18 protein-coding genes are annotated in these 19708 nt (G+C 53.6%); 3 read left to right on the top strand and 15 right to left on the bottom strand.

Annotated elements, in window-relative coordinates:
• Positions 1-31: 31 nt before the first annotated feature.
• The 15 genes from rnhB to rpsB all read right to left on the bottom strand — a co-directional run bounded on the left by rnhB (position 32) and on the right by rpsB (position 14985).
• Complete coding sequence (rnhB, locus tag INF68_RS14505; RefSeq protein ID WP_126786356.1) at positions 32-628, bottom strand: ribonuclease HII; 597 nt, start codon at positions 626-628, stop codon at positions 32-34.
• Positions 625-1773 (bottom strand): lipid-A-disaccharide synthase, encoded by a 1149-nt coding sequence (gene lpxB, locus INF68_RS14500; RefSeq protein WP_126786355.1) that lies wholly within the window; start codon positions 1771-1773, stop codon positions 625-627. Before lpxB ends, rnhB begins: the two co-directional genes overlap by 4 nt.
• The gene (gene lpxA, locus INF68_RS14495; protein ID WP_023310462.1) at positions 1773-2561 is read right to left on the bottom strand and encodes an acyl-ACP--UDP-N-acetylglucosamine O-acyltransferase; all 789 of its coding nucleotides are present in this window, start codon (positions 2559-2561) and stop codon (positions 1773-1775) included. Before lpxA ends, lpxB begins: the two co-directional genes overlap by 1 nt.
• Positions 2562-2564: 3 nt before the next feature.
• Positions 2565-3020 carry a 3-hydroxyacyl-ACP dehydratase FabZ gene (fabZ, locus tag INF68_RS14490; RefSeq protein ID WP_010426706.1) on the bottom strand — a complete coding sequence of 152 codons (456 nt, stop codon included), beginning with the start codon at positions 3018-3020 and terminating at the stop codon, positions 2565-2567.
• Positions 3021-3122: 102 nt separating this feature from the next.
• On the bottom strand, positions 3123-4148 hold the full coding sequence (gene lpxD, locus INF68_RS14485; RefSeq protein WP_029741199.1) for a UDP-3-O-(3-hydroxymyristoyl)glucosamine N-acyltransferase: 1026 nt from the start codon (positions 4146-4148) through the stop codon (positions 3123-3125).
• A gap of 3 nt (positions 4149-4151) precedes the next feature.
• A complete protein-coding gene (skp, locus tag INF68_RS14480; protein WP_029741200.1) occupies positions 4152-4646 on the bottom strand; it encodes a molecular chaperone Skp in 495 nt (164 codons plus the stop codon).
• 122 nt (positions 4647-4768) lie between these two features.
• Positions 4769-7186 (bottom strand): outer membrane protein assembly factor BamA, encoded by a 2418-nt coding sequence (gene bamA, locus INF68_RS14475; RefSeq protein WP_023310459.1) that lies wholly within the window; start codon positions 7184-7186, stop codon positions 4769-4771.
• A gap of 29 nt (positions 7187-7215) precedes the next feature.
• Positions 7216-8568 (bottom strand): sigma E protease regulator RseP, encoded by a 1353-nt coding sequence (gene rseP / locus INF68_RS14470; RefSeq protein ID WP_109845536.1) that lies wholly within the window; start codon positions 8566-8568, stop codon positions 7216-7218.
• An 11-nt stretch (positions 8569-8579) separates the two neighbouring features.
• The gene (gene cdsA / locus INF68_RS14465) at positions 8580-9437 is read right to left on the bottom strand and encodes a phosphatidate cytidylyltransferase (RefSeq protein ID WP_126786354.1); all 858 of its coding nucleotides are present in this window, start codon (positions 9435-9437) and stop codon (positions 8580-8582) included.
• A 12-nt stretch (positions 9438-9449) separates the two neighbouring features.
• Entirely contained in the window at positions 9450-10208 is a 759-nt protein-coding gene (gene ispU, locus INF68_RS14460; protein ID WP_024907522.1) for a (2E,6E)-farnesyl-diphosphate-specific ditrans,polycis-undecaprenyl-diphosphate synthase, read from the bottom strand.
• Between the two features lie 186 nt (positions 10209-10394).
• A complete protein-coding gene (ispC, locus tag INF68_RS14455) occupies positions 10395-11594 on the bottom strand; it encodes a 1-deoxy-D-xylulose-5-phosphate reductoisomerase (protein ID WP_126786353.1) in 1200 nt (399 codons plus the stop codon).
• 95 nt (positions 11595-11689) lie between these two features.
• Positions 11690-12247, bottom strand: coding sequence for a ribosome recycling factor (gene frr / locus INF68_RS14450; RefSeq protein WP_003856180.1), 558 nt, complete (start codon positions 12245-12247; stop codon positions 11690-11692).
• Between the two features lie 167 nt (positions 12248-12414).
• Positions 12415-13140 (bottom strand): UMP kinase, encoded by a 726-nt coding sequence (pyrH, locus tag INF68_RS14445; protein WP_008501910.1) that lies wholly within the window; start codon positions 13138-13140, stop codon positions 12415-12417.
• A gap of 150 nt (positions 13141-13290) precedes the next feature.
• Positions 13291-14142 carry a translation elongation factor Ts gene (tsf, locus tag INF68_RS14440; protein WP_014882627.1) on the bottom strand — a complete coding sequence of 284 codons (852 nt, stop codon included), beginning with the start codon at positions 14140-14142 and terminating at the stop codon, positions 13291-13293.
• A gap of 117 nt (positions 14143-14259) precedes the next feature.
• The gene (gene rpsB / locus INF68_RS14435) at positions 14260-14985 is read right to left on the bottom strand and encodes a 30S ribosomal protein S2 (RefSeq protein WP_003856207.1); all 726 of its coding nucleotides are present in this window, start codon (positions 14983-14985) and stop codon (positions 14260-14262) included.
• 321 nt (positions 14986-15306) lie between these two features.
• On the opposite strand from rpsB, the gene map reads away from it, so the two are divergent.
• From map to dapD, 3 genes are all read left to right on the top strand, one after another.
• The gene (gene map, locus INF68_RS14430) at positions 15307-16101 is read left to right on the top strand and encodes a type I methionyl aminopeptidase (RefSeq protein WP_023310454.1); all 795 of its coding nucleotides are present in this window, start codon (positions 15307-15309) and stop codon (positions 16099-16101) included.
• A 63-nt stretch (positions 16102-16164) separates the two neighbouring features.
• Positions 16165-18840: a bifunctional uridylyltransferase/uridylyl-removing protein GlnD gene (gene glnD, locus INF68_RS14425; RefSeq protein ID WP_109845538.1), complete on the top strand. Its 2676-nt coding sequence runs from the start codon at positions 16165-16167 to the stop codon at positions 18838-18840.
• A 32-nt stretch (positions 18841-18872) separates the two neighbouring features.
• Entirely contained in the window at positions 18873-19697 is an 825-nt protein-coding gene (gene dapD / locus INF68_RS14420; protein ID WP_008501915.1) for a 2,3,4,5-tetrahydropyridine-2,6-dicarboxylate N-succinyltransferase, read from the top strand.
• Positions 19698-19708: the final 11 nt, after the last annotated feature.

Below are 19708 nucleotides of genomic sequence, written 5' to 3'. Positions count from 1 at the left end.
TTCCGCGTTACTTAATTGCTTGCGTATTGATTCAGGACACCCGTCCCAGCGCGCGCTTCACCGGGCCAAAACTGCGCCGGTGATGTTCGGTTGCGCCATGTTCAGCCAGCCTTTCCAGATGGAAAGGTGTGGGATACCCCTTATGCTGGGCGAAACCATACTGAGGATAAGTGAGGTCCAGCGCGGCCATTTCGGCGTCGCGCGTCACTTTGGCAATAATAGAAGCTGCGCTAATTTCTGCGACCCGGCTATCGCCTTTAACGACCGCCATTGATGGCATGGGCAATGCCGGACAGCGGTTGCCGTCAATCAGGACATATTCCGGGGAAATTTTCAGACCTGCTACCGCACGCTGCATCGCCAGCATCGTGGCATGCAAAATATTCAGTTCGTCTATTTCATGCGGTTCAGCGCGCCCCAGGCTCCAGGCCAGCGCCTTCTTCTGGATCTCACTAAACAGCGCCAGACGGCGCTTTTCTGACAATTTTTTAGAGTCGTTCAGCCCGATAATCGGGCGATCCGGATCGAGGATCACCGCGGCGGTCACCACTGCCCCGACCAACGGGCCGCGACCCACTTCGTCCACGCCCGCCACAAGGCGAGTGTGAGGATAAACAAATTCCATCATTTTGCTAGCTCCAGCACCGCATCAGCCGCTTGCTCATCAGCATTACAGCGGATCAGTTGATGCAGTTCGCGGAAGGTATCGTGCATCTGGTGGCTGGTCTTGCCGTTGGCGAGCAGCGGCAGCAGCGCATCGGCAAGCGCCTGCGGCTGGCACTCGTCCTGCAACAGCTCTTTCACCAGCTCGCGCCCGGCAAGCAGGTTTGGCAGGGAGACATAATCCGTTTTCACCAGACGTTTTGCCAGCCAGAAGGTGAACGGCTTCATGCGATAGCCGACCACCATAGGGCATTTCGCCAGCATACATTCCAGCGCCGCCGTACCGGAGGCCAGCAGCGCGGCATCGCTCGCATACATCGCTTCCCGCCCTTTCCCGTCCAGAAGACGGACGTGAAGATCCGGGGCGACTTCCGCTTTGATGCGCTCAAACTGCTCGCGGCGCTTGGCATTTACCAGCGGAACAACCACTTCAAGATCCGGATAGGTCTGGCGAATAATTTGCGCTGTTTTGAGGAAATCGGCGCTCAGCATCTCAACTTCTGCACCACGGCTGCCTGGCAGCAGTGCCAGACAGTGCACATCATGCGGGATGCCCAGCGCGTCGCGCGCCGCGTTTTTATCCGGATCCAATGGCATCGCATCCGCCATGGTATGGCCGATAAAACGGCACGGAACATTAAATCTGTCGTAAAACGCTTTTTCGAAAGGCAGGAAAGCCAGCACCAGATTGGTGGACCGTCCGATTTTGAAAACGCGTTTCTGTCGCCACGCCCAGACGGACGGACTGACGTAGTGAATCGTTTTGATACCCTGCTTTTTCAGATTCCCTTCGAGGGTAATGTTGAAATCAGGCGCATCGATACCGACAAACACATCGGGTTTGAGTTCGGTAAAACGACGGGTGAGATCGGCGCGGATGTGCAGCAAACGGCGTAGCCGTCCCAGCACCTCAACGATGCCCATCACGGCGAGCTCTTCCATTTCATACCAGGCTTCACAGCCTTCGGCCTGCATCAGCGGGCCAGGAACGCCGACAAAGCGAGCATTGGGTACACGCGCCTTAAGCGCGCGGATGAGACCGGCACCAAGAATATCGCCGGAGGTTTCTCCGGCGACCAGGGCTATCGTAAGCGGACGACTGTCGACCATTAACGAATCAGACCCCTTGTTGAACGGTCAAAGAATTCCATGAACGCGTTCACTTCCGGGTGCTTATTCGCCAGCTCGGCAATTTCCGGCTTCGCCTCTTCCAGCGTTTTACCGCTACGGTACAGCAGTTTGTACGCGTTGCGGATGGCAGTAATCGCTTCGCGACTAAAACCACGACGCTTGAGGCCTTCGATGTTCACGCCAAACGGCGTGGCATGGTTGCCCTGCGCAATCACATACGGTGGAACGTCCTGCGCCACACCGGAGCATCCGCCTACCATCACGTGCGCACCAATGATGCAGAACTGATGGACTGCGGTCATGCCGCCAATAATTGCGAAGTCATCAACCGATACGTGTCCTGCCAGCGTTGCGTTGTTGGCAAGAATACAGCGGTCACCCACGGTACAGTCGTGCGCGATATGCGCATTAACCATAAACAGGTTATCGCTGCCCACCTTCGTCAACCCACCACCCTGTACTGTTCCACGATGAATAGTGACGCTTTCGCGAATACGGTTACGATCGCCAATTTCCAGACGGGTCGACTCACCAGCATATTTCAGATCCTGGTTAACTTCGCCGATGGAAGCGAACTGATAGATCTCGTTATTGCAGCCAATGGTCGTGTGACCATTCACGACAACGTGAGATTTCAGTACTGTACCCTCACCAATTTCGACATGGGGTCCAACAATACAAAACGGGCCAATGTGGACGTTAGCGCCAATGATGGCACCGGTTTCCACAATAGCGGTAGGATGAATAAAGGCGGATTTATCAATCACGTATCAGGACTCCCGGCTACGAGCACACATCATCGTCGCTTCGCAAACAACTTTGCCGTCAACCAGCGCTACGCCTTTGAAGCGAGTCAGGCCACGACGCGTTTTTTCAAAAGTGACTTCCATGATCATCTGATCACCAGGCACGACAGGGCGCTTAAAGCGCGCTTCATCAATACCCGCGAAGTAATACAGCTCACCTGGCTCCAGTTTGCCGACGCTTTTAAACGCCAGAATACCGGTAGCCTGAGCCATCGCTTCCAGAATCAACACACCCGGGAAGATAGGCTTACCAGGGAAGTGCCCCTGGAAGAACGGCTCGTTCACGGAAACATTTTTCACTGCGCGCAGAAAACGACCTTCTTCAAAATCCAGCACACGGTCTACCAGCAGAAACGGGTAGCGGTGCGGCAGAAGTTCTAAAATCTCTTCAATATGCAGAGTATGAGTGTCAGTAGTCAAAATACTCTTCCTGTCAAAATGTACTGATAACAATAATAACACGGCCTGCCGGTTTATTAGAAAGCCGACAGGCCGGGAAAAATAGCGTTCAACGGATGACGCTTAATCTTGTTGATCGATCTTACGCTCAAGAGACTTGAGGCGCTTGCTCATATCATCAATGTTCATCACCAGAGCTGCTGTTTTACGCCATACCTTGTTGGGTTGTAGCGGAATACCTGAGGAATAGACGCCAGGTTCAGTGATAGGACGCATTACCATGCCCATTCCCGTCACAGTGACCTTGTCGCATATTTCCATATGGCCATTAATCACGCTCGCACCGCCAATCATGCAATAACGGCCAATTTTCAGGCTGCCTGCCATGATGACGCCACCCGCAACCGCGGTATTGTCGCCAATCACAACGTTATGCGCAATCTGGCACTGGTTATCGATGATAACACCATTGCCAATGATCGTGTCGTCAAGCGCGCCACGATCAATGGTGGTACAGGCGCCGATCTCTACGCGATCGCCAATAATAACGCGACCAAGCTGCGGAATCTTAACCCAGTTACCGCGATCGTTAGCGTAACCAAAGCCATCAGAACCAATTACGGTGCTGGACTGGACAAGGCAATTTTCGCCAATTTCAACATCATGATAAACGGACACATTGGCCCATAAACGGGTCCCGGCGCCGATTTTCGTATTTTTCCCAACGAAGCAGCCCGGGCCAATGACGACGTTATCGCCCAGCACAACGCCGGATTCGATAACCGCATTTGCGCCAACGGCGACGTTGCTACCAAGCCTGGCCGTCGCGTCAATCGCTGCACTGGCAGCAATGTCCTGGGCCGGCTGCGGCGTAGTATCAAGAATTTGAGCCATGCGTGCATACGTCAGGTAGGGGTTTTTCACTACCAGCGCGCTTACAGTGGCAAATGGAAGATCGTCCTGCGTCAGAACAACAGCTGACGCCTGGCATTGAGCCAGTTGCTCACGGTACTTAGGGCTTACCATGAAGGTAATCGTGCCAGCTTTAGCAGATTGCATGGACGCAACAGCGGTGATGACGATATCGCCATCACCGTGTAATTCTGCATCCAACTGCTGAGCTAAATCAGCCAGTCGAATTGAAGGCATTACTTATTTAACCTGTTTCAGAACATCAGCGGTGATGTCTTTAACATCGCTGCCGTTGAAAGCTACAGCGTTCGCATCAACAACCAGATCGATGTTCTGATCGGCAGCCACTGATTTAACAGCGGTCTGAATGCGAGTCACCAGCTTGCCGCGTTCTTCGTTAGAACGACGCTGACGATCCTGCTCGAAAGCCTGCGCTTTCTGAGAGAACGCCTGGCGCTGAGCCATTACGTCTTTTTCCAGCTTGCTGCGGTCGCTTGCTTTCATGGTAGAACCATCACGCTGCAGACGCTGCATTTTGGACTGAAGATCGTTTTCCATACCCTGCAGTTCGCTTGCACGGCCTTTGAATTCGTTTTCCAGAGTCGCAGAAACACCCGTTTTCTGTGCAACCTGCTGGAACAAATTACCCATGTTGACGATTGCAATTTTGTCTGCTGCCTGAGCAGAAGTTGCCATCGCTAAACCGAGACCTGCAGCTAATAACCACTTTTTCACAATTAACTCCTTACCATCCCATTGGCACCAGAAGGTACCGTTCTTTGCGTGGCAAGGCGACCGAGTTACCGATCGCCAGTTGTCAGCGCTACACTGCCAACGCATTCCTTTGCAGCGGATTATTACCAGGTTTTACCAATGTTAAACTGGAATTGCTCCGACTTATCTCCATCATATTTCTTAAACGGCTGGGCGTAAGAGAAGACCAACGGCCCCAGCGGTGACATCCATTGTAATGCGATACCGGCAGACATGCGAATATTGCTCGGATCGCTATAATCTGGAACGCCTGCCGCACGCATCTGGGCTGTATTCTGCCAGTTGGTATCCCATACCGTACCGGCATCCCAGAAGAAGGACGTACGGACAGAGTTCGCGTATTTATCACTGATAAACGGCGTTGGTGTGATGAACTCCAGGCTGGCCACCGCCATGGCGTTACCGCCCACCGCATCATCAGAGCTACAGACTTCGGAGGAGGAAGACTTATAACAGTTGTCTTTGTCGTTCCCGCCGTAGTAGACCGCTTTCGGACCAATGTTATTGGACTGGAAGCCACGAACGGTGCTGGAACCACCCGCATAGAAGTTTTCGTAGAATGGCATTTCTTTGCCACCCAGACCATCTCCATAGCCCCAACGGGTACGACCCAGGACTACCCACTTATGATCGTCATCAATCGGGAAGTAGGATGCGGTATCCAGCGTGACCTTGTAGAACTCGTTATCGGAACCCGGCACGGTAACTTTACCGTTCAGGTTGACGCGAGAACCTTCCGTTGGGAAGTAACCACGGTCAAGGCGGTTATAGGTCCAGCCGTAGTTAAAGGTGAAGTCATCCGCAGCGAAACCGTTATTATCACTGGACTTACTTGCCGACTGACCAATAGAGTCCAGGTAACGCCACATTGCCACCTGCGGTTGCATGTTGGACAGGTCGTTATGCACGTAGCCCAAGCCTGCACGCAGGGTGTTGTATTCGTTAACCGGGAAGCCAAGCGTACCGTCTACACCGTAACTCTTGTTGGTGTATGAAGACAGGTCCGCGTCATCTGCTTTAAAGTCGTTATAGAAGATACGACCGCCCAGGCTCACACCGTCTACGGTGAAGTATGGGTTAGTCACAGAGAACTCAGAGTAGGTCTGGTAGTCGTTTTTGGTGCCGTTAATACCGACAGAGTAACCCGTACCCAGCCAGTTATCCTGCTGCACGCCGACCTGGAAGCTGACGCCGCTTTCAGTACCGTAACCCACACCGAAGTTGAAGCTACCGGTGTTGCGCTCTTTCACTTTATATACGACATCAACCTGATCCGGGCTGCCCGGTACGCGCTGGGTATCGGTATCCACCGTTTCAAAATAGCCCAGACGGTTCAGACGCTCTTTACCCTGATCAACGAGGTCGCTTCCCAACCATGCGCCTTCCATCTGACGCATTTCGCGACGCAGAACGGAATCTTTGGAGGTGTCGTTACCGACGAAGCGGATCTTACGCACGTAGAAACGGTTGCCCGCATCCACATTCACGTGCAGCTTAACGGTTTTATCCGCGTCATTGATTTCCGGCTGAGTCTGTACGCGCGGATAGGCATAACCATAGCGGCCGAGCAGCTTCTTAATGCTGTCTTCCATTTTGGTTACTTTGGAACCGCTGTACAGATCGCCCGGCTGAATTTTGGTCAGCGATTCGATTTCAGCAGAATGCCCCGCAAGGTTACCACTCACTTCAACACCAGAAAGCTTGTACTGCTCGCCTTCGGTGATGTTAACCGTAATGTAGATGCCTTTCTTGTCCGGAGTCAGACTGACCTGAGTCGAGTCGATGTTGAAACGCGCATAGCCACGATCGAGATAGTAGCTGCGCAGGGTTTCAAGGTCGCCCGCCAGTTTTTGTTTCTGGTATTTGCGATCGCCTACCACGTTCCACCATGGCACTTCATCGCGCAGCTGGAAGGTGGAGATCAGTTCGTCGGTGCTGAACGCGTGGTTGCCGACAATGTTGATCTGCTGGATCTTCGCAGAAACACCTTCCTGGAAGACCAGCTTCAGGTCAACACGGTTACGCGGCAGCGGAGTGACAACCGCTTTCACGCTGGCACTGTATTTACCGACGCTGTAATAGAAGTCTTCCAGACCTTTTTCAATGTCTGAAAGGGTTGTGCGGTCCAGGGATTCACCCACACGAACACCGGATGCTTCAAGGTTCTGCTTGAGCATGTCATCTTTCACCGACTTGTTACCGGAGAAAGTGATACTGGCGATCGTCGGACGTTCTTTTACCTGTACCAGCAGCGTATCACCATCGCGCAGGACGCGGACGTCCTCAAAGTTGCCGGTGGCAAACAGAGCACGGATGGTGTTACTGATATCATCATCATTAACCGTATCGCCGGGGCGTACAGGCATACTGAGGAGGGCCGCACCAACGGCGACACGCTGGAGGCCTTCGAAATGAATGTCTTTCACTACGAACCCGTCAGCACCGTATACGGTGGCGCTGCTAAACAGCAGCGACGCTATGAGCAACTTTTTCATCGCCATCGTTATTATGCGTTCTTCCTAACACTCTCTTACAACCGAGAGAAATCATTGAAAAGTGCAAGCCCCATTAACAGCACCAGCAAAATCGAGCCAATGCGATAACTAAAGTCTTGAACTCGCTCGGATACCGGTCCGCCTTTTAGCTTTTCAATCGCCAAAAACAGCAGATGACCCCCGTCTAAAACGGGAAGCGGGAACAGGTTGATTATCCCAAGGTTCACGCTAATGAGCGCGAGGAACATGAGATAGTAAATCACCCCGAATTCCGCTGACATCCCAGCCCCCTGAGCAATCGAAATTGGCCCACTGAGGTTGTTCAGTTTCACATCACCGGTTATCAATTTCCCCAACATGTTGACCGTCAGCTTCATCAGTTGCCATGTTTTATCCGTGGCTTCAAGGATGGCGCTGAACGGCCCATACTGGCGTATTGTCTTGTACTCATCTGGCAGCGGGATCACTTTTGGCACAACGCCTGCGAACCCTTCTGCCTTTTTGCCGACCGACTTCGTATCCGGGATCAGCGTCAGCGAAAGCGGACTACCCTGCCTTTCAACTTCCAGCGCGAGAGACGTTCCCGGATTATCGCGCACCAGAGTAACAAAGGTCATCCACTCTGTTAATGGTTGACCATCGACTTTAACGATCCTGTCGCCCGCTTGCAAACCCGCTTTGCTCGCCGCCGAATTTGCCTGTACTTCGGCTAATACCGGCTCGATCTGCGCGCCGCGTGGACGAATGCCCAGCGCAGCGACGGGATCTTCTTTGTCTGGCTCGAAACGCCAGTGACGTAAATCGAGTACTTTGTCCTGACGCGTATCTGAACCAAACGGCGACACGCTGATGGTGGTCTGCGGATCGCCAATTTTAGCTACCAGCTGCAGTCGCACGGCATCCCAATCAGGGGTTTCGATGCCATCAATCGCTTTAAGTTCCATCCCGGATGTAATTTGCGCATTCGCCGCGATGGAATTGGGGGCAATTTCACCCACCACCGGACGTACGCCAGGGACGCCGATGATAAACACCAGCCAGTAAGCGAAAATAGCAAAGATGAAGTTGGCTACCGGTCCGGCAGCAATGATGGCGGCGCGTTGTCCAACGGTTTTATTGTTGAATGCGCTGTGTCGCAGCTCAGGAGCGACAGGCTCGACGCGTTCGTCGAGCATTTTGACGTAGCCGCCCAGCGGGATAAGGGCGATGACAAATTCCGTGCCGTGGCGGTCGGTGCGCGTCCAGAGTGATTTCCCAAAGCCGATGGAAAACCGCTCTACGCGCACGCCACAGCGGCGAGCAACCCAGAAATGGCCAAATTCATGCACGGTAATCAGTACACCCAGTGCAACAATGAACGCCGCCAGATTCCAGAGAATGCTCAGCATAAAACCTTCCGTTAAATCGTCCCGAATACCAGTAAAAGCAAACACGCAAACACTGGAACAGCCGCTGTCAGGCTATCAATGCGATCCAGTATACCGCCATGCCCTGGAATCAGGTGTCCGCTGTCCTTAATCCCTGCTTCACGCTTAAACATACTTTCGGTTAAATCACCGAGCACGGAGGCAAGCGCAGCAAAAACCGAGCACACCAGCAGTATTGACGGTGCTACTTCAAGATTCGCCCAGACGCCGTAGCCCCAGGAGATGATCGCTGCCGTAAACAGGCCGCCGATGAATCCTTGCCAGGTTTTGCCCGGGGAAACCTTCGGTGCCAGCTTATGTTTGCCAAACAGTTTACCAAACATATAGGCCCCGGAGTCAGCCCCCCAGACCAGAATCATCACATAAAGCAGCCAGATCGCACCGCTGTAGTGGTTTTCGTCGTAGTGCCAGGCTCGCAGCGCAACCATACCCCAGAAAAAAGGAATAATTGTGAGCAAGCCAAAAATCAGTCGCAGCACTTTTGAATTACGCCATAATGCCGCTGAACCCGGATAAAAAAGAACCAGCAACAGCGCGGCAACCCACCAGGCCAGCGATATCCACAAGGAACCGGCAACCAGGGGCTGGTGAATATCATGGTGATACTCAGGCAACGTAAACAGCATTATGGCCAGGATAAAGCCACAAAGTACCGCAAGCCATACTCGCTGAGTGCGCGAGGTAAAGCCGCTAAACTGTCCCCATTCCCACGCGGCGAGCATGCACACCACCAGCGTGACAATAGCGAATCCCACCGGGGGCAGTAAAAACAGCGCCGCAATGACAATAGGTATTAATACAAAAGCGGAAATCAGGCGATACTTCAGCAAAAGCTACCCCCATCAGGCTTTGTCGCCACCAGGCTCGGTGCCGCCGAAACGACGCTCTCGATTGGCAAAGGCATGCAGCGCACCTTCAAAGTCTTGTTCATCAAAATCGGGCCAAAGAACATCTGTAAAGTAAAGTTCGGCATAGGCAATTTGCCATATCAAAAAGTTACTTATGCGATGTTCTCCCCCTGTCCTAATTACCAAATCCACAGGTGCCTGTTCATTCATGCAGATTTGCTTGCTCAGCGCCTCTTCATCAATTTGGTCGGGTCTCAACAGCCCTTCCTGAACCTGTTCGGCCAGATGCCGAACGCCCTGGATAATATCCCAGCGTCCACCGTAATTCGCCGCAATATTCAGCGTAAGACCGGTATTATTTTCCGTCAGCGCTTCTGCTTTACGAATCCGTTCCTGCAAACGTGAGTTGAAACGACTGGTATCGCCAATGATACGCAGGCGGACGTTGTGGCGGTGCAGGCTTTTTACTTCGCTGTCTAGCGCCCACACAAACAATTCCATCAACGCAGTCACTTCCTGCAGAGGTCGATTCCAGTTTTCACTGCTAAAAGCATAGAGCGTTAACGCATCAATGCCGTTGTTGGCGGCAAAAGAAACGGCGCGGCGAACGGATTTCGCCCCCGCTTTATGCCCAAAGGCTCGTATCTTCCCTTGTCTTTTCGCCCAGCGGCCATTGCCATCCATAATGATTGCTACATGACGGCAGCCATGAGCTGGCAAATTTTCGCTTATTGGTTGATTCGCAGACAACATAACGCGTTTTTTGTCCCTGAAAAGGATTTAACGGTACTCAGGAATACTGAAGCCTATACATAAAAAAGCCGTGTCAAACCACGGCTCACCTGACCACATTAAGTCAAATACCTGCGATCAGGTGGCGCAGACTATATCACTGAAGCCCAACGCTAACAAATAGCACGACGACTAGTGCTTGCTTTATCACCAGCTTGCGAGACGTGTCACCTGTTGACGCGCAATATTACGCGCAGCTGCATCCACTGCCAGCACCTCTTCCACGCTTTGTGGTTCGCGCAAATCCATCATCTCCAGTACCGATAAATTTAACGACGCGATATCGGTAAAACGAATTTGCTGATTCAGAAATGCCTCAACGGTAATTTCATTGGCTGCATTAAGTGCCGTCGTCGCCGCCTGCCCCTGGTCAAAGGCATTCATCGCAAGCTTCAGACAAGGATAGCGGTCGTAGTCTGGTTCACTAAACGTCAGGGAACTTAGCTTGCAGAAATCAAGCGGCTTCACGCCAGATTTCACTCGTTTTGGCCACGCCATTGAATGGGCAATCGGCGTACGCATATCCGGCTCGCCCAGCTGTGCCAGCACGCTGCCATCCTGATAACGCACCATCGAGTGAATCACCGATTGCGGGTGAATCAGTACTTCCATCTGTTTCGCTGACGCATTAAATAGCCAGCGCGCTTCAATGTATTCCAGACCTTTGTTCATCATGGTGGCAGAATCAACGGAGATTTTACGCCCCATCGACCAGTTCGGATGACGGCACGCCTGATCCGGTGTCATCGCACGCAGTTCAGACAGTGGCGTTTCGCGGAACGGGCCACCAGACCCGGTAAGCAGAATAGACACCACGCCATTCTGCTCCAGGTCAGCGTACCCCAGGTTCTGTTGAAAAGGTTGCGGTAAACTCTGAAAAATCGCGTTGTGCTCGCTGTCGACCGGCAAAAGACGCGCGCCGCGCTGCTTCACCGCATCCATAAACAGGCGTCCGCAGGTGACCAACGACTCTTTATTGGCCAGCAAAACATCCTTACCGGCATCAATCGCGGCAAGCGTCGGCAGCAGCCCTGCCGCGCCGACAATGGCCGCCATCACCTGATCCACCTCGTCCAGCGCCGCCATCTCGCAGGCCGACTGATGGCCGCTCAGCACTTCGGTTCGGCAGCCCTTTTCACGCAGCTGTGCTTTCAGCAGACGCGCGCTCTCTTCGTCATCCATCACCGCATAGCGGGGCGCAAACTCCAGGCACTGCTCGGCCATTCGCTGCACATTCTTACCGGCCACCAGCGCTGTCACGGTGTAAAGTTCAGGATTATGGCGAACGACGTCGAGAGTGCTGCAACCGATAGAGCCGGTTGAGCCGAGGAGTGTTAAATGCTTCATGAGATGCCCGAAAAAAGTTAGACCAGATAAAAGCAAAACGCCGCCAGCAAGACCCGAAGTCCCTCTGAACGGCGTTTATCAGTGTACGACAGAAATCAGAACTGCATCAGTTCCGCTTCTTTTTCTGCCAGCGCCGCATCAATTTTCTTGATGGCCGCGTCGGTCATTTTCTGAATGTCGTCCTGAGAACGACGATCGTCATCTTCGCTGATCTCTTTTTCTTTCAGCAGTGCTTTCACTTTATCGTTCGCGTCGCGACGGACGTTACGCACGGATACACGACCCTGCTCAGCTTCGCCACGAACCACTTTGATAAGATCTTTACGACGCTCTTCCGTCAGCGGAGGCAGTGGAACACGGATGTCTGCGCCCGCAGAGCTTGGGTTCAGTCCGAGGTCAGAGGCCATAATCGCTTTCTCAACGGCCGGGCTCATAGAGCGGTCGAAGACGTTGATTTTCAGCGTACGGGTATCTTCAACCGTCACGCTCGCCAGCTGGCGCAGAGGCGTTGGCGTACCGTAGTATTCTACGATGATGCCATCAAGCAGGCTTGGGGAAGCACGGCCAGTACGGATTTTGCTGATTTGGTTTTTGAACGCTTCTACGCATTTGTCCATGCGTACTTCAGCATCTTTTCTGATGTCGTTAATCACGTTACGAATCCTTGAAAACTTGTCTCAGGCAGACTATCCGCCAGCACAGCGCTACAGGTGTGCTAAGTATAGTCGCGTTTAATTCATGACAACGCCAAAGGCGCGCCCGGGTAAGATACCACTACAAAATAAAGCAGAATCTTACCTGTATTTATCGTCAACGGAAATTATTCCGTGATCAAAGTGCCTTCTTTTTCGCCCATGACCACGCGACGCAGTGCGCCAGGCTTGTTCATGTTGAAGACACGGATCGGCAGTTTGTGGTCGCGAGCCAGCGTGAAGGCGGCAAGATCCATCACTTTCAGCTCTTTATCCAGCACTTCGCTGTAGCTCAGCTGATCGTACATGGTGGCAGAAGGATCTTTTGCCGGGTCGGCAGTAAACACGCCGTCTACTTTGGTCGCTTTCAGTACCACATCGGCTTCGATCTCGATACCGCGCAGGCAGGCGGCGGAATCGGTTGTAAAGAACGGGTTACCCGTACCGGCGGAGAGGATCACCACGCGGTTATTGCGCAACAGGCTGATGGCTTCTGCCCAGCTGTAATTATCGCAAACGCCATTCAGCGGAATCGCGGACATCAGGCGGGCATTCACATAGGCGCGATGCAGTGCATCACGCATTGCCAGGCCATTCATGACGGTTGCCAGCATGCCCATGTGGTCGCCCACTACGCGGTTCATCCCCGCTTTCGCCAGACCAGCACCACGGAAAAGGTTGCCACCGCCAATGACCACGCCAACCTGGATACCCAGTTCGACCAGTTCTTTGATTTCCTGTGCCATGCGATCAAGGATGCTTGCGTCAATACCGAAGCCTTCCGATCCCTGCAGCGCTTCGCCACTCAGCTTAAGCAGAATGCGTTTGTACACGGGTTTTGCATTGGTAGCCATGTTTCTTTCCTGAGACTGTCAACGATTAAGATGGGGGTTAATTCTGGCGACATGATATGCCGCAAATCAGCACAGCGATACTGGAGCCTGTCTGATTTCCTGTGACGGGTGACAAAAAGAAGCCGCCCTCAGGCGGCTCCTTTTCAATCATTAAGACTGCTTGGACATTGCAGCAACTTCTGCTGCGAAGTCAGTCTCAACTTTCTCGATGCCTTCGCCCACTTCGAAGCGGATGAAGCCAGTTACGTCAGCGTTGTGCTCTTTCAGAAGCTGAGCAACAGACTTGCTTGGGTCCATTACGAATGGCTGGCCAGTCAGAGAAACTTCGCCGGTGAATTTCTTCATGCGGCCTTCAACCATTTTCTCTGCGATTTCTTTTGGCTTACCAGACTGCATCGCGATGTCCAGCTGAACCTGGTACTCTTTCTCTACCACTTCAGCAGACACGTCTTCTGGCTTAACGAATTCTGGTTTGCTTGCAGCGATGTGCATTGCCAGCTGTTTAACCAGTTCTTCGTCAGCGCCTTTAGCCGCAACCAGAACACCGATACGTGCACCGTGCTGGTAAGAGCCCAGAACGTCGCCTTCCAGAGAAGATACGCGACGAATGTTGATGTTCTCACCGATTTTAGCAACCAGCGCAACACGTTCTTCTTCGAACTGTGCTTTCAGAACTTCAACGTCAGTGATTTTACCCGCAACAGCTGCGTCCAGAACTTTGTTAGCAAATGCCTGGAAACCGCCATCTTTAGCAACGAAGTCAGTCTGGCAGTTAACTTCCAGAATGATGCCGTAGTTGCCGTCGATCTTAGTGATGATCACGCCGTCAGCAGCAACGTTGCCTGCTTTTTTAGCTGCTTTGATCGCACCGGATTTACGCATGTTTTCGATTGCCAGCTCGATGTCGCCGTTCGCTTCAGTCAGCGCTTTTTTGCAATCCATCATGCCTGCGCCAGTACGCTCGCGCAGCTCTTTTACCAGGGATGCGGTAATTTCAGCCATTCTTAAATCCTCGGGAGATGTGAACTGCCCGGCCGGGGGCCAAACAGTGTAAATTGAAAAAAGGGGCCGGTAATGGGCCCCTATTCATACACGGTACTAATAAGGGGTAAAACCTTATTATTCAGCTTCTACGAAGCTTTCTTCCGCCTGAGAAGCCAGATCCTGGGAACGGCCTTCACGAACGGTAGCAGCTACAGCGCTCAGGTACAGGCTAACAGCACGGATTGCGTCGTCGTTACCCGGGATAACGAAGTCAACACCGTCCGGATCGGAGTTGGTATCAACGATAGCGAATACCGGGATACCCAGGTTGTTAGCTTCTTTGATTGCGATGTGCTCGTGGTCTGCATCGATTACGAACAGCGCGTCTGGCAGGCCGCCCATATCTTTGATACCGCCCAGGCTGTTTTCCAGCTTGTCCAGTTCACGAGTGCGCATCAGCGCTTCTTTCTTAGTCAGCTTGTCGAAAGTACCGTCCTGAGACTGGGTTTCCAGATCTTTCAGGCGTTTGATGGACTGACGAACAGTTTTCCAGTTGGTCAGCATGCCGCCCAACCAGCGATGGTTCACGAAGAACTGGTCGCAGCTGTTAGCAGCATCTTTCACAGCTTCGCTTGCAGCGCGCTTAGTACCAACGAACAGAATCTTACCTTTACGGGAAGAGATCTTGTTCAGTTCAGCCAGGGCTTCGTTGAACATTGGTACAGTTTTCTCAAGGTTGATGATGTGAACTTTGTTACGCGCGCCGAAGATGAAAGGCTTCATTTTCGGGTTCCAGTAACGGGTCTGGTGACCAAAGTGAACACCAGCCTTGAGCATGTCGCGCATGGAAACAGTTGCCATGTTTAAAACCTCTATATTGAAAGTTGGGGTTATGCCTCCACGTATCCCATATTACCGACCCCGAAGGGCACCCCGGAATATGTGCCGATACGTGTGTGTTGTTACACAAAGTGAGATTTGTCGCTTCCGTCCAGCCTGTGTATCTGAGATGGATCGGAAGTCCGGCGCGCTTTATACCACAAAACACGATCAGAAACCAACTGTTGTTGGCGGAGTGTGCTGTTAATGATTCTCAATTTGGCACGGAGCGTGCCTGACTGATACCATTGACGACACTTAGACTAGTATTGTCGAAAAAATCGACACCGATGGACAGATTACATGGCTATCTCTATTAAGACACCTGAAGAAATTGAAAAGATGCGCGTCGCCGGTCGTCTGGCCGCGGAAGTGCTGGAAATGATCGAGCCGTTTGTGAAGCCGGGCGTCAGCACCGGTGAGCTGGACCGTATCTGTAACGACTATATCGTAAACGAGCAGCACGCGGTTTCCGCCTGCCTCGGCTACCACGGTTTTCCGAAATCCGTCTGCATCTCTATTAATGAAGTGGTGTGTCACGGTATTCCGGACGATGAAAAACTGCTGAAAGACGGCGACATCGTTAACATCGACGTGACCGTCATTAAAGACGAATACCACGGTGACACCTCAAAAATGTTCATCGTTGGCAAGCCGACTATTCTTGGCGAGCGTCTGTGCAAAGTGACGCAAGAGAGCCTCTATCTGGCGCTGAAAATGGTTAAACCGGGTATTCGCCTGCGTACCATCGGTGCGGCAATCCAGAAGTTTGTGGAAGCAGAAGGTTTCTCCGTGGTGCGCGAGTACTGCGGTCACGGCATTGGTCGCGTCTTCCATGAAGAACCGCAGGTCCTGCACTATGACGCAGATGACGGCGGCGTGGTGCTGCAAAAAGGCATGACCTTTACCATTGAGCCGATGGTCAACGCGGGTGACTACCGCATCCGTACCATGAAAGACGGCTGGACGGTGAAAACCAAAGACAGAAGCTTGTCTGCGCAGTACGAGCATACTATTGTGGTAACAGACAACGGCTGCGAAATTATGACGTTGCGCAAGGATGACACCATCCCGGCGATACTGACGCACGATGAATGATAAAAAAGCCGGCAAATGCCGGCTTTTTTAATGGCTATAGCTTTTTCTTATGGGTGGCGCACGATGAGTAATCTTTTACCCGAACAGTATGCTAACACAGCACTTCCCACCCTCCCCGACCAGCCCGATAACCCGGGCGTCTGGCCGTCGCACGAGCTGACCTGCGCGCATATTAAAGCCCATATGGATGTTTTCCATCGCTGGCTGGGCAGCGCGTTCGACGCAGGCGTGTCGGCCGAGCAGCTCATTGAAGCGCGCACCGAATTTATCGACCAGCTGCTGCAGCGCCTGTGGATCGATTACGGGTTTGGGCAAATCAGCGACGTTGCGCTGGTTGCCGTCGGAGGCTATGGCCGCGGTGAGCTGCATCCGCTTTCCGATATCGATCTCTTGATCCTAAGCCGCAAAAAGCTGCCGGACGAACAGGCGCAAAAAATTGGCGAACTGCTGACGCTGCTCTGGGACGTAAAGCTGGAAGTCGGCCACAGCGTGCGCACCCTGGAAGAGTGTCTGCTGGAAGGGTTATCGGACCTGACCGTCGCCACCAACCTGATTGAAACCCGCCTGCTGATCGGTGACGTCGCTCTGTTCCTGGAGCTGCAAAAACACATCTTCAGCGACGGCTTCTGGCCGTCAGAAAAGTTCTTCGCCGCGAAGGTCGAGGAGCAAAATCAGCGCCACCAGCGCTACCACGGCACCAGCTATAATCTTGAACCCGATATAAAAAGCAGCCCCGGCGGCCTGCGCGACATCCACACTTTACAGTGGGTCGCCCGCCGCCATTTTGGCGCCACCTCGATGGACGAGATGGTCGGCTTCGGCTTTTTAACCGAGGCCGAGCGTAACGAGCTGAACGAGTGCCTGCACCTGCTCTGGCGTATCCGGTTTGCTCTGCATCTGGAAGTCACCCGCTACGATAACCGCCTGCTGTTTGACCGCCAGCTCAGCGTGGCTCAGCGTCTGAATTATCAGGGCGAAGGCAACGAGCCGGTTGAGCACATGATGAAGGATTTCTTCCGCGTCACCCGCCGGGTGACCGAGCTGAACCAGATGCTGTTGCAGCTGTTCGACGAGGCCATTCTGGCTCTGACGGCGGACGAAAAACCGCGCCCGATTGATGACGAATTCCAGCTGCGCGGCACGCTTATCGATCTGCGCGACGAAACGCTGTTTATTCGCGAGCCGGAAGCGATCCTGCGGATGTTCTATACCATGGTGCGCAACAGCACCATCACCGGGATCTATTCCACCACCCTGCGCCATCTGCGCCATGCGCGCCGTCATCTGACGCAGCCGCTGTGCTATATCCCGGAAGCCCGTTCGCTGTTCCTGAGCATGCTCCGCCACCCGGGTGCCGTAAGCCGCGGCCTGCTGCCGATGCACCGTCACAGCGTGCTGTGGGCCTATATGCCGCAGTGGTCGCACATCGTCGGGCAGATGCAGTTCGATCTGTTCCACGCCTACACGGTGGATGAACACACCATCCGCGTGATGCTCAAGCTGGAGAGCTTTGCGAAAGAAGAGACGCGCTCCCGCCACCCGCTGTGCGTGGAGCTGTGGCCGCGCCTGACCCATCCGGAACTGATCCTGATTGCCGCCCTGTTCCACGATATCGCCAAAGGTCGCGGCGGTGACCATTCGGTGCTGGGCGCGCAGGACGTACTGAAATTTGCCGAACTGCACGGCCTGAACTCACGTGAAACGCAGCTGGTGGCCTGGCTGGTGCGCCATCACCTGCTGATGTCGGTCACCGCGCAGCGTCGGGATATTCAGGACCCGGAGGTCATTAAGCAGTTCGCGGAAGAGGTTCAGACTGAAAACCGTCTGCGCTATCTGGTCTGCCTGACGGTGGCGGATATTTGCGCCACCAACGAAACCCTGTGGAACAGCTGGAAGCAGAGCCTGCTGCGCGAGCTGTATTTCGCCACAGAAAAACAGCTGCGTCGCGGGATGCAGAACACGCCGGACATGCGCGAGCGCGTACGTCACCACCAGCTTCAGGCGCTGGCACTGCTGCGGATGGATAATATTGATGAAGAGGCGCTACATCAGATTTGGGCCCGTTGCCGCGCCAACTATTTTGTCCGCCATAGCCCAAACCAGCTGGCGTGGCATGCGCGGCACCTGCTCAAGCACGATCTGTCCCAGCCGATGATCCTGCTAAGCCCGCAGGCCACGCGCGGCGGAACGGAGATTTTCATCTGGAGCCCGGACCGGCCTTATTTGTTTGCTGCGGTCTGCGCCGAGCTGGACAGGCGTAATCTGAGCGTTCACGACGCGCAGATTTTCACCACCCGCGACGGCATGGCGATGGACACCTTTATCGTGCTTGAGCCGGACGGCAGCCCGCTCTCGGCGGACAGGCATGAAGGGATACGTTTTGGTCTGGAGCAGGCGATTACCCAGCGCAGCTGGCAGCCTCCGCAGCCGCGTCGCCAGCCTGCGAAATTGCGCCACTTTACCGTCGATACCGAGGTCAATTTCCTGCCGACCCACACCGACCGAAAATCGTTCCTGGAGCTGATCGCGCTCGACCAGCCGGGGCTGCTTGCTCGCGTCGGCCAGGTTTTTGCCGATCTGGGAATTTCGCTCCATGGGGCCCGAATTACAACGATTGGCGAGCGAGTAGAAGATTTATTTATAATCGCGACAGCGGACCGGCGTGCCCTTAATAATGACCTGCAGCTTGAAGTGCAACAACGGTTGACAGCAGCCCTCAATCCAAACGATAAAGGGTGATATGTTTTTTAGTGAAATGGAAAGAGTAAACAATGCAGCAGTTACAGAACGTTATTGAGTCCGCTTTTGAGCGTCGCGCCGAGATTACCCCGGCAAATGTGGATACCGTGACCCGTGAAGCGGTAAACCAGGTGATTTCCCTTCTGGATTCCGGCGCGCTGCGCGTGGCAGAAAAAATCGACGGTCAGTGGGTCACTCATCAATGGCTGAAGAAAGCCGTACTGCTCTCTTTCCGCATCAACGATAACCAGGTTATCGACGGAGCAGAAAGCCGCTACTTCGATAAAGTGCCAATGAAATTCGCTGACTACGACGAAGCGCGTTTCCAGAAAGAAGGCTTCCGCGTGGTACCGCCTGCGGCGGTTCGCCAGGGTGCGTTCATCGCACGTAACACCGTGCTGATGCCATCCTACGTGAATATCGGTGCCTACGTTGACGAAGGCACCATGGTCGACACCTGGGCGACCGTAGGTTCCTGCGCGCAGATCGGTAAAAACGTTCACCTGTCCGGCGGCGTGGGCATCGGTGGTGTTCTGGAGCCACTGCAGGCTAACCCGACCATTATCGAAGACAACTGCTTCATCGGCGCGCGCTCTGAAGTGGTTGAAGGCGTGATCGTTGAGGAAGGCTCCGTGATCTCCATGGGCGTTTACATCGGTCAGAGCACCCGTATTTATGACCGTGAAACCGGCGAAGTTCACTACGGTCGCGTTCCGGCGGGCTCCGTGGTGGTTTCCGGCAACCTGCCGTCAAAAGATGGCAAATACAGCCTGTACTGTGCGGTTATCGTGAAGAAAGTGGATGCGAAAACGCGCGGTAAAGTGGGCATCAACGAATTGCTGCGCACCATCGATTAATCGGGTATAAC

It is taken from the genome of Enterobacter cloacae complex sp. P16RS2, from assembly GCF_014982155.1.
Classification (GTDB): Bacteria; Pseudomonadota; Gammaproteobacteria; order Enterobacterales; family Enterobacteriaceae; genus Enterobacter; species Enterobacter cloacae_M.
This window is presented reverse-complemented; position numbering and strand designations above follow the sequence as displayed.

What these genes read in the sequence shown, in the direction of transcription:
- ispU (WP_024907522.1), bottom strand. Translation starts at nt 10,208, where the DNA reads ATGTTGTCTGCGAATCAACCAATAAGCGAAAATTTGCCAGCTCATGGC.
- dapD (WP_008501915.1), top strand. Translation starts at nt 18,873, where the DNA reads ATGCAGCAGTTACAGAACGTTATTGAGTCCGCTTTTGAGCGTCGCGCC.
- pyrH (WP_008501910.1), bottom strand. Translation starts at nt 13,140, where the DNA reads ATGGCTACCAATGCAAAACCCGTGTACAAACGCATTCTGCTTAAGCTG.
- rseP (WP_109845536.1), bottom strand. Translation starts at nt 8,568, where the DNA reads ATGCTGAGCATTCTCTGGAATCTGGCGGCGTTCATTGTTGCACTGGGT.
- tsf (WP_014882627.1), bottom strand. Translation starts at nt 14,142, where the DNA reads ATGGCTGAAATTACCGCATCCCTGGTAAAAGAGCTGCGCGAGCGTACT.
- glnD (WP_109845538.1), top strand. Translation starts at nt 16,165, where the DNA reads ATGAGTAATCTTTTACCCGAACAGTATGCTAACACAGCACTTCCCACC.
- lpxD (WP_029741199.1), bottom strand. Translation starts at nt 4,148, where the DNA reads ATGCCTTCAATTCGACTGGCTGATTTAGCTCAGCAGTTGGATGCAGAA.
- lpxB (WP_126786355.1), bottom strand. Translation starts at nt 1,773, where the DNA reads ATGGTCGACAGTCGTCCGCTTACGATAGCCCTGGTCGCCGGAGAAACC.
- rnhB (WP_126786356.1), bottom strand. Translation starts at nt 628, where the DNA reads ATGATGGAATTTGTTTATCCTCACACTCGCCTTGTGGCGGGCGTGGAC.
- map (WP_023310454.1), top strand. Translation starts at nt 15,307, where the DNA reads ATGGCTATCTCTATTAAGACACCTGAAGAAATTGAAAAGATGCGCGTC.
- rpsB (WP_003856207.1), bottom strand. Translation starts at nt 14,985, where the DNA reads ATGGCAACTGTTTCCATGCGCGACATGCTCAAGGCTGGTGTTCACTTT.
- bamA (WP_023310459.1), bottom strand. Translation starts at nt 7,186, where the DNA reads ATGGCGATGAAAAAGTTGCTCATAGCGTCGCTGCTGTTTAGCAGCGCC.
- ispC (WP_126786353.1), bottom strand. Translation starts at nt 11,594, where the DNA reads ATGAAGCATTTAACACTCCTCGGCTCAACCGGCTCTATCGGTTGCAGC.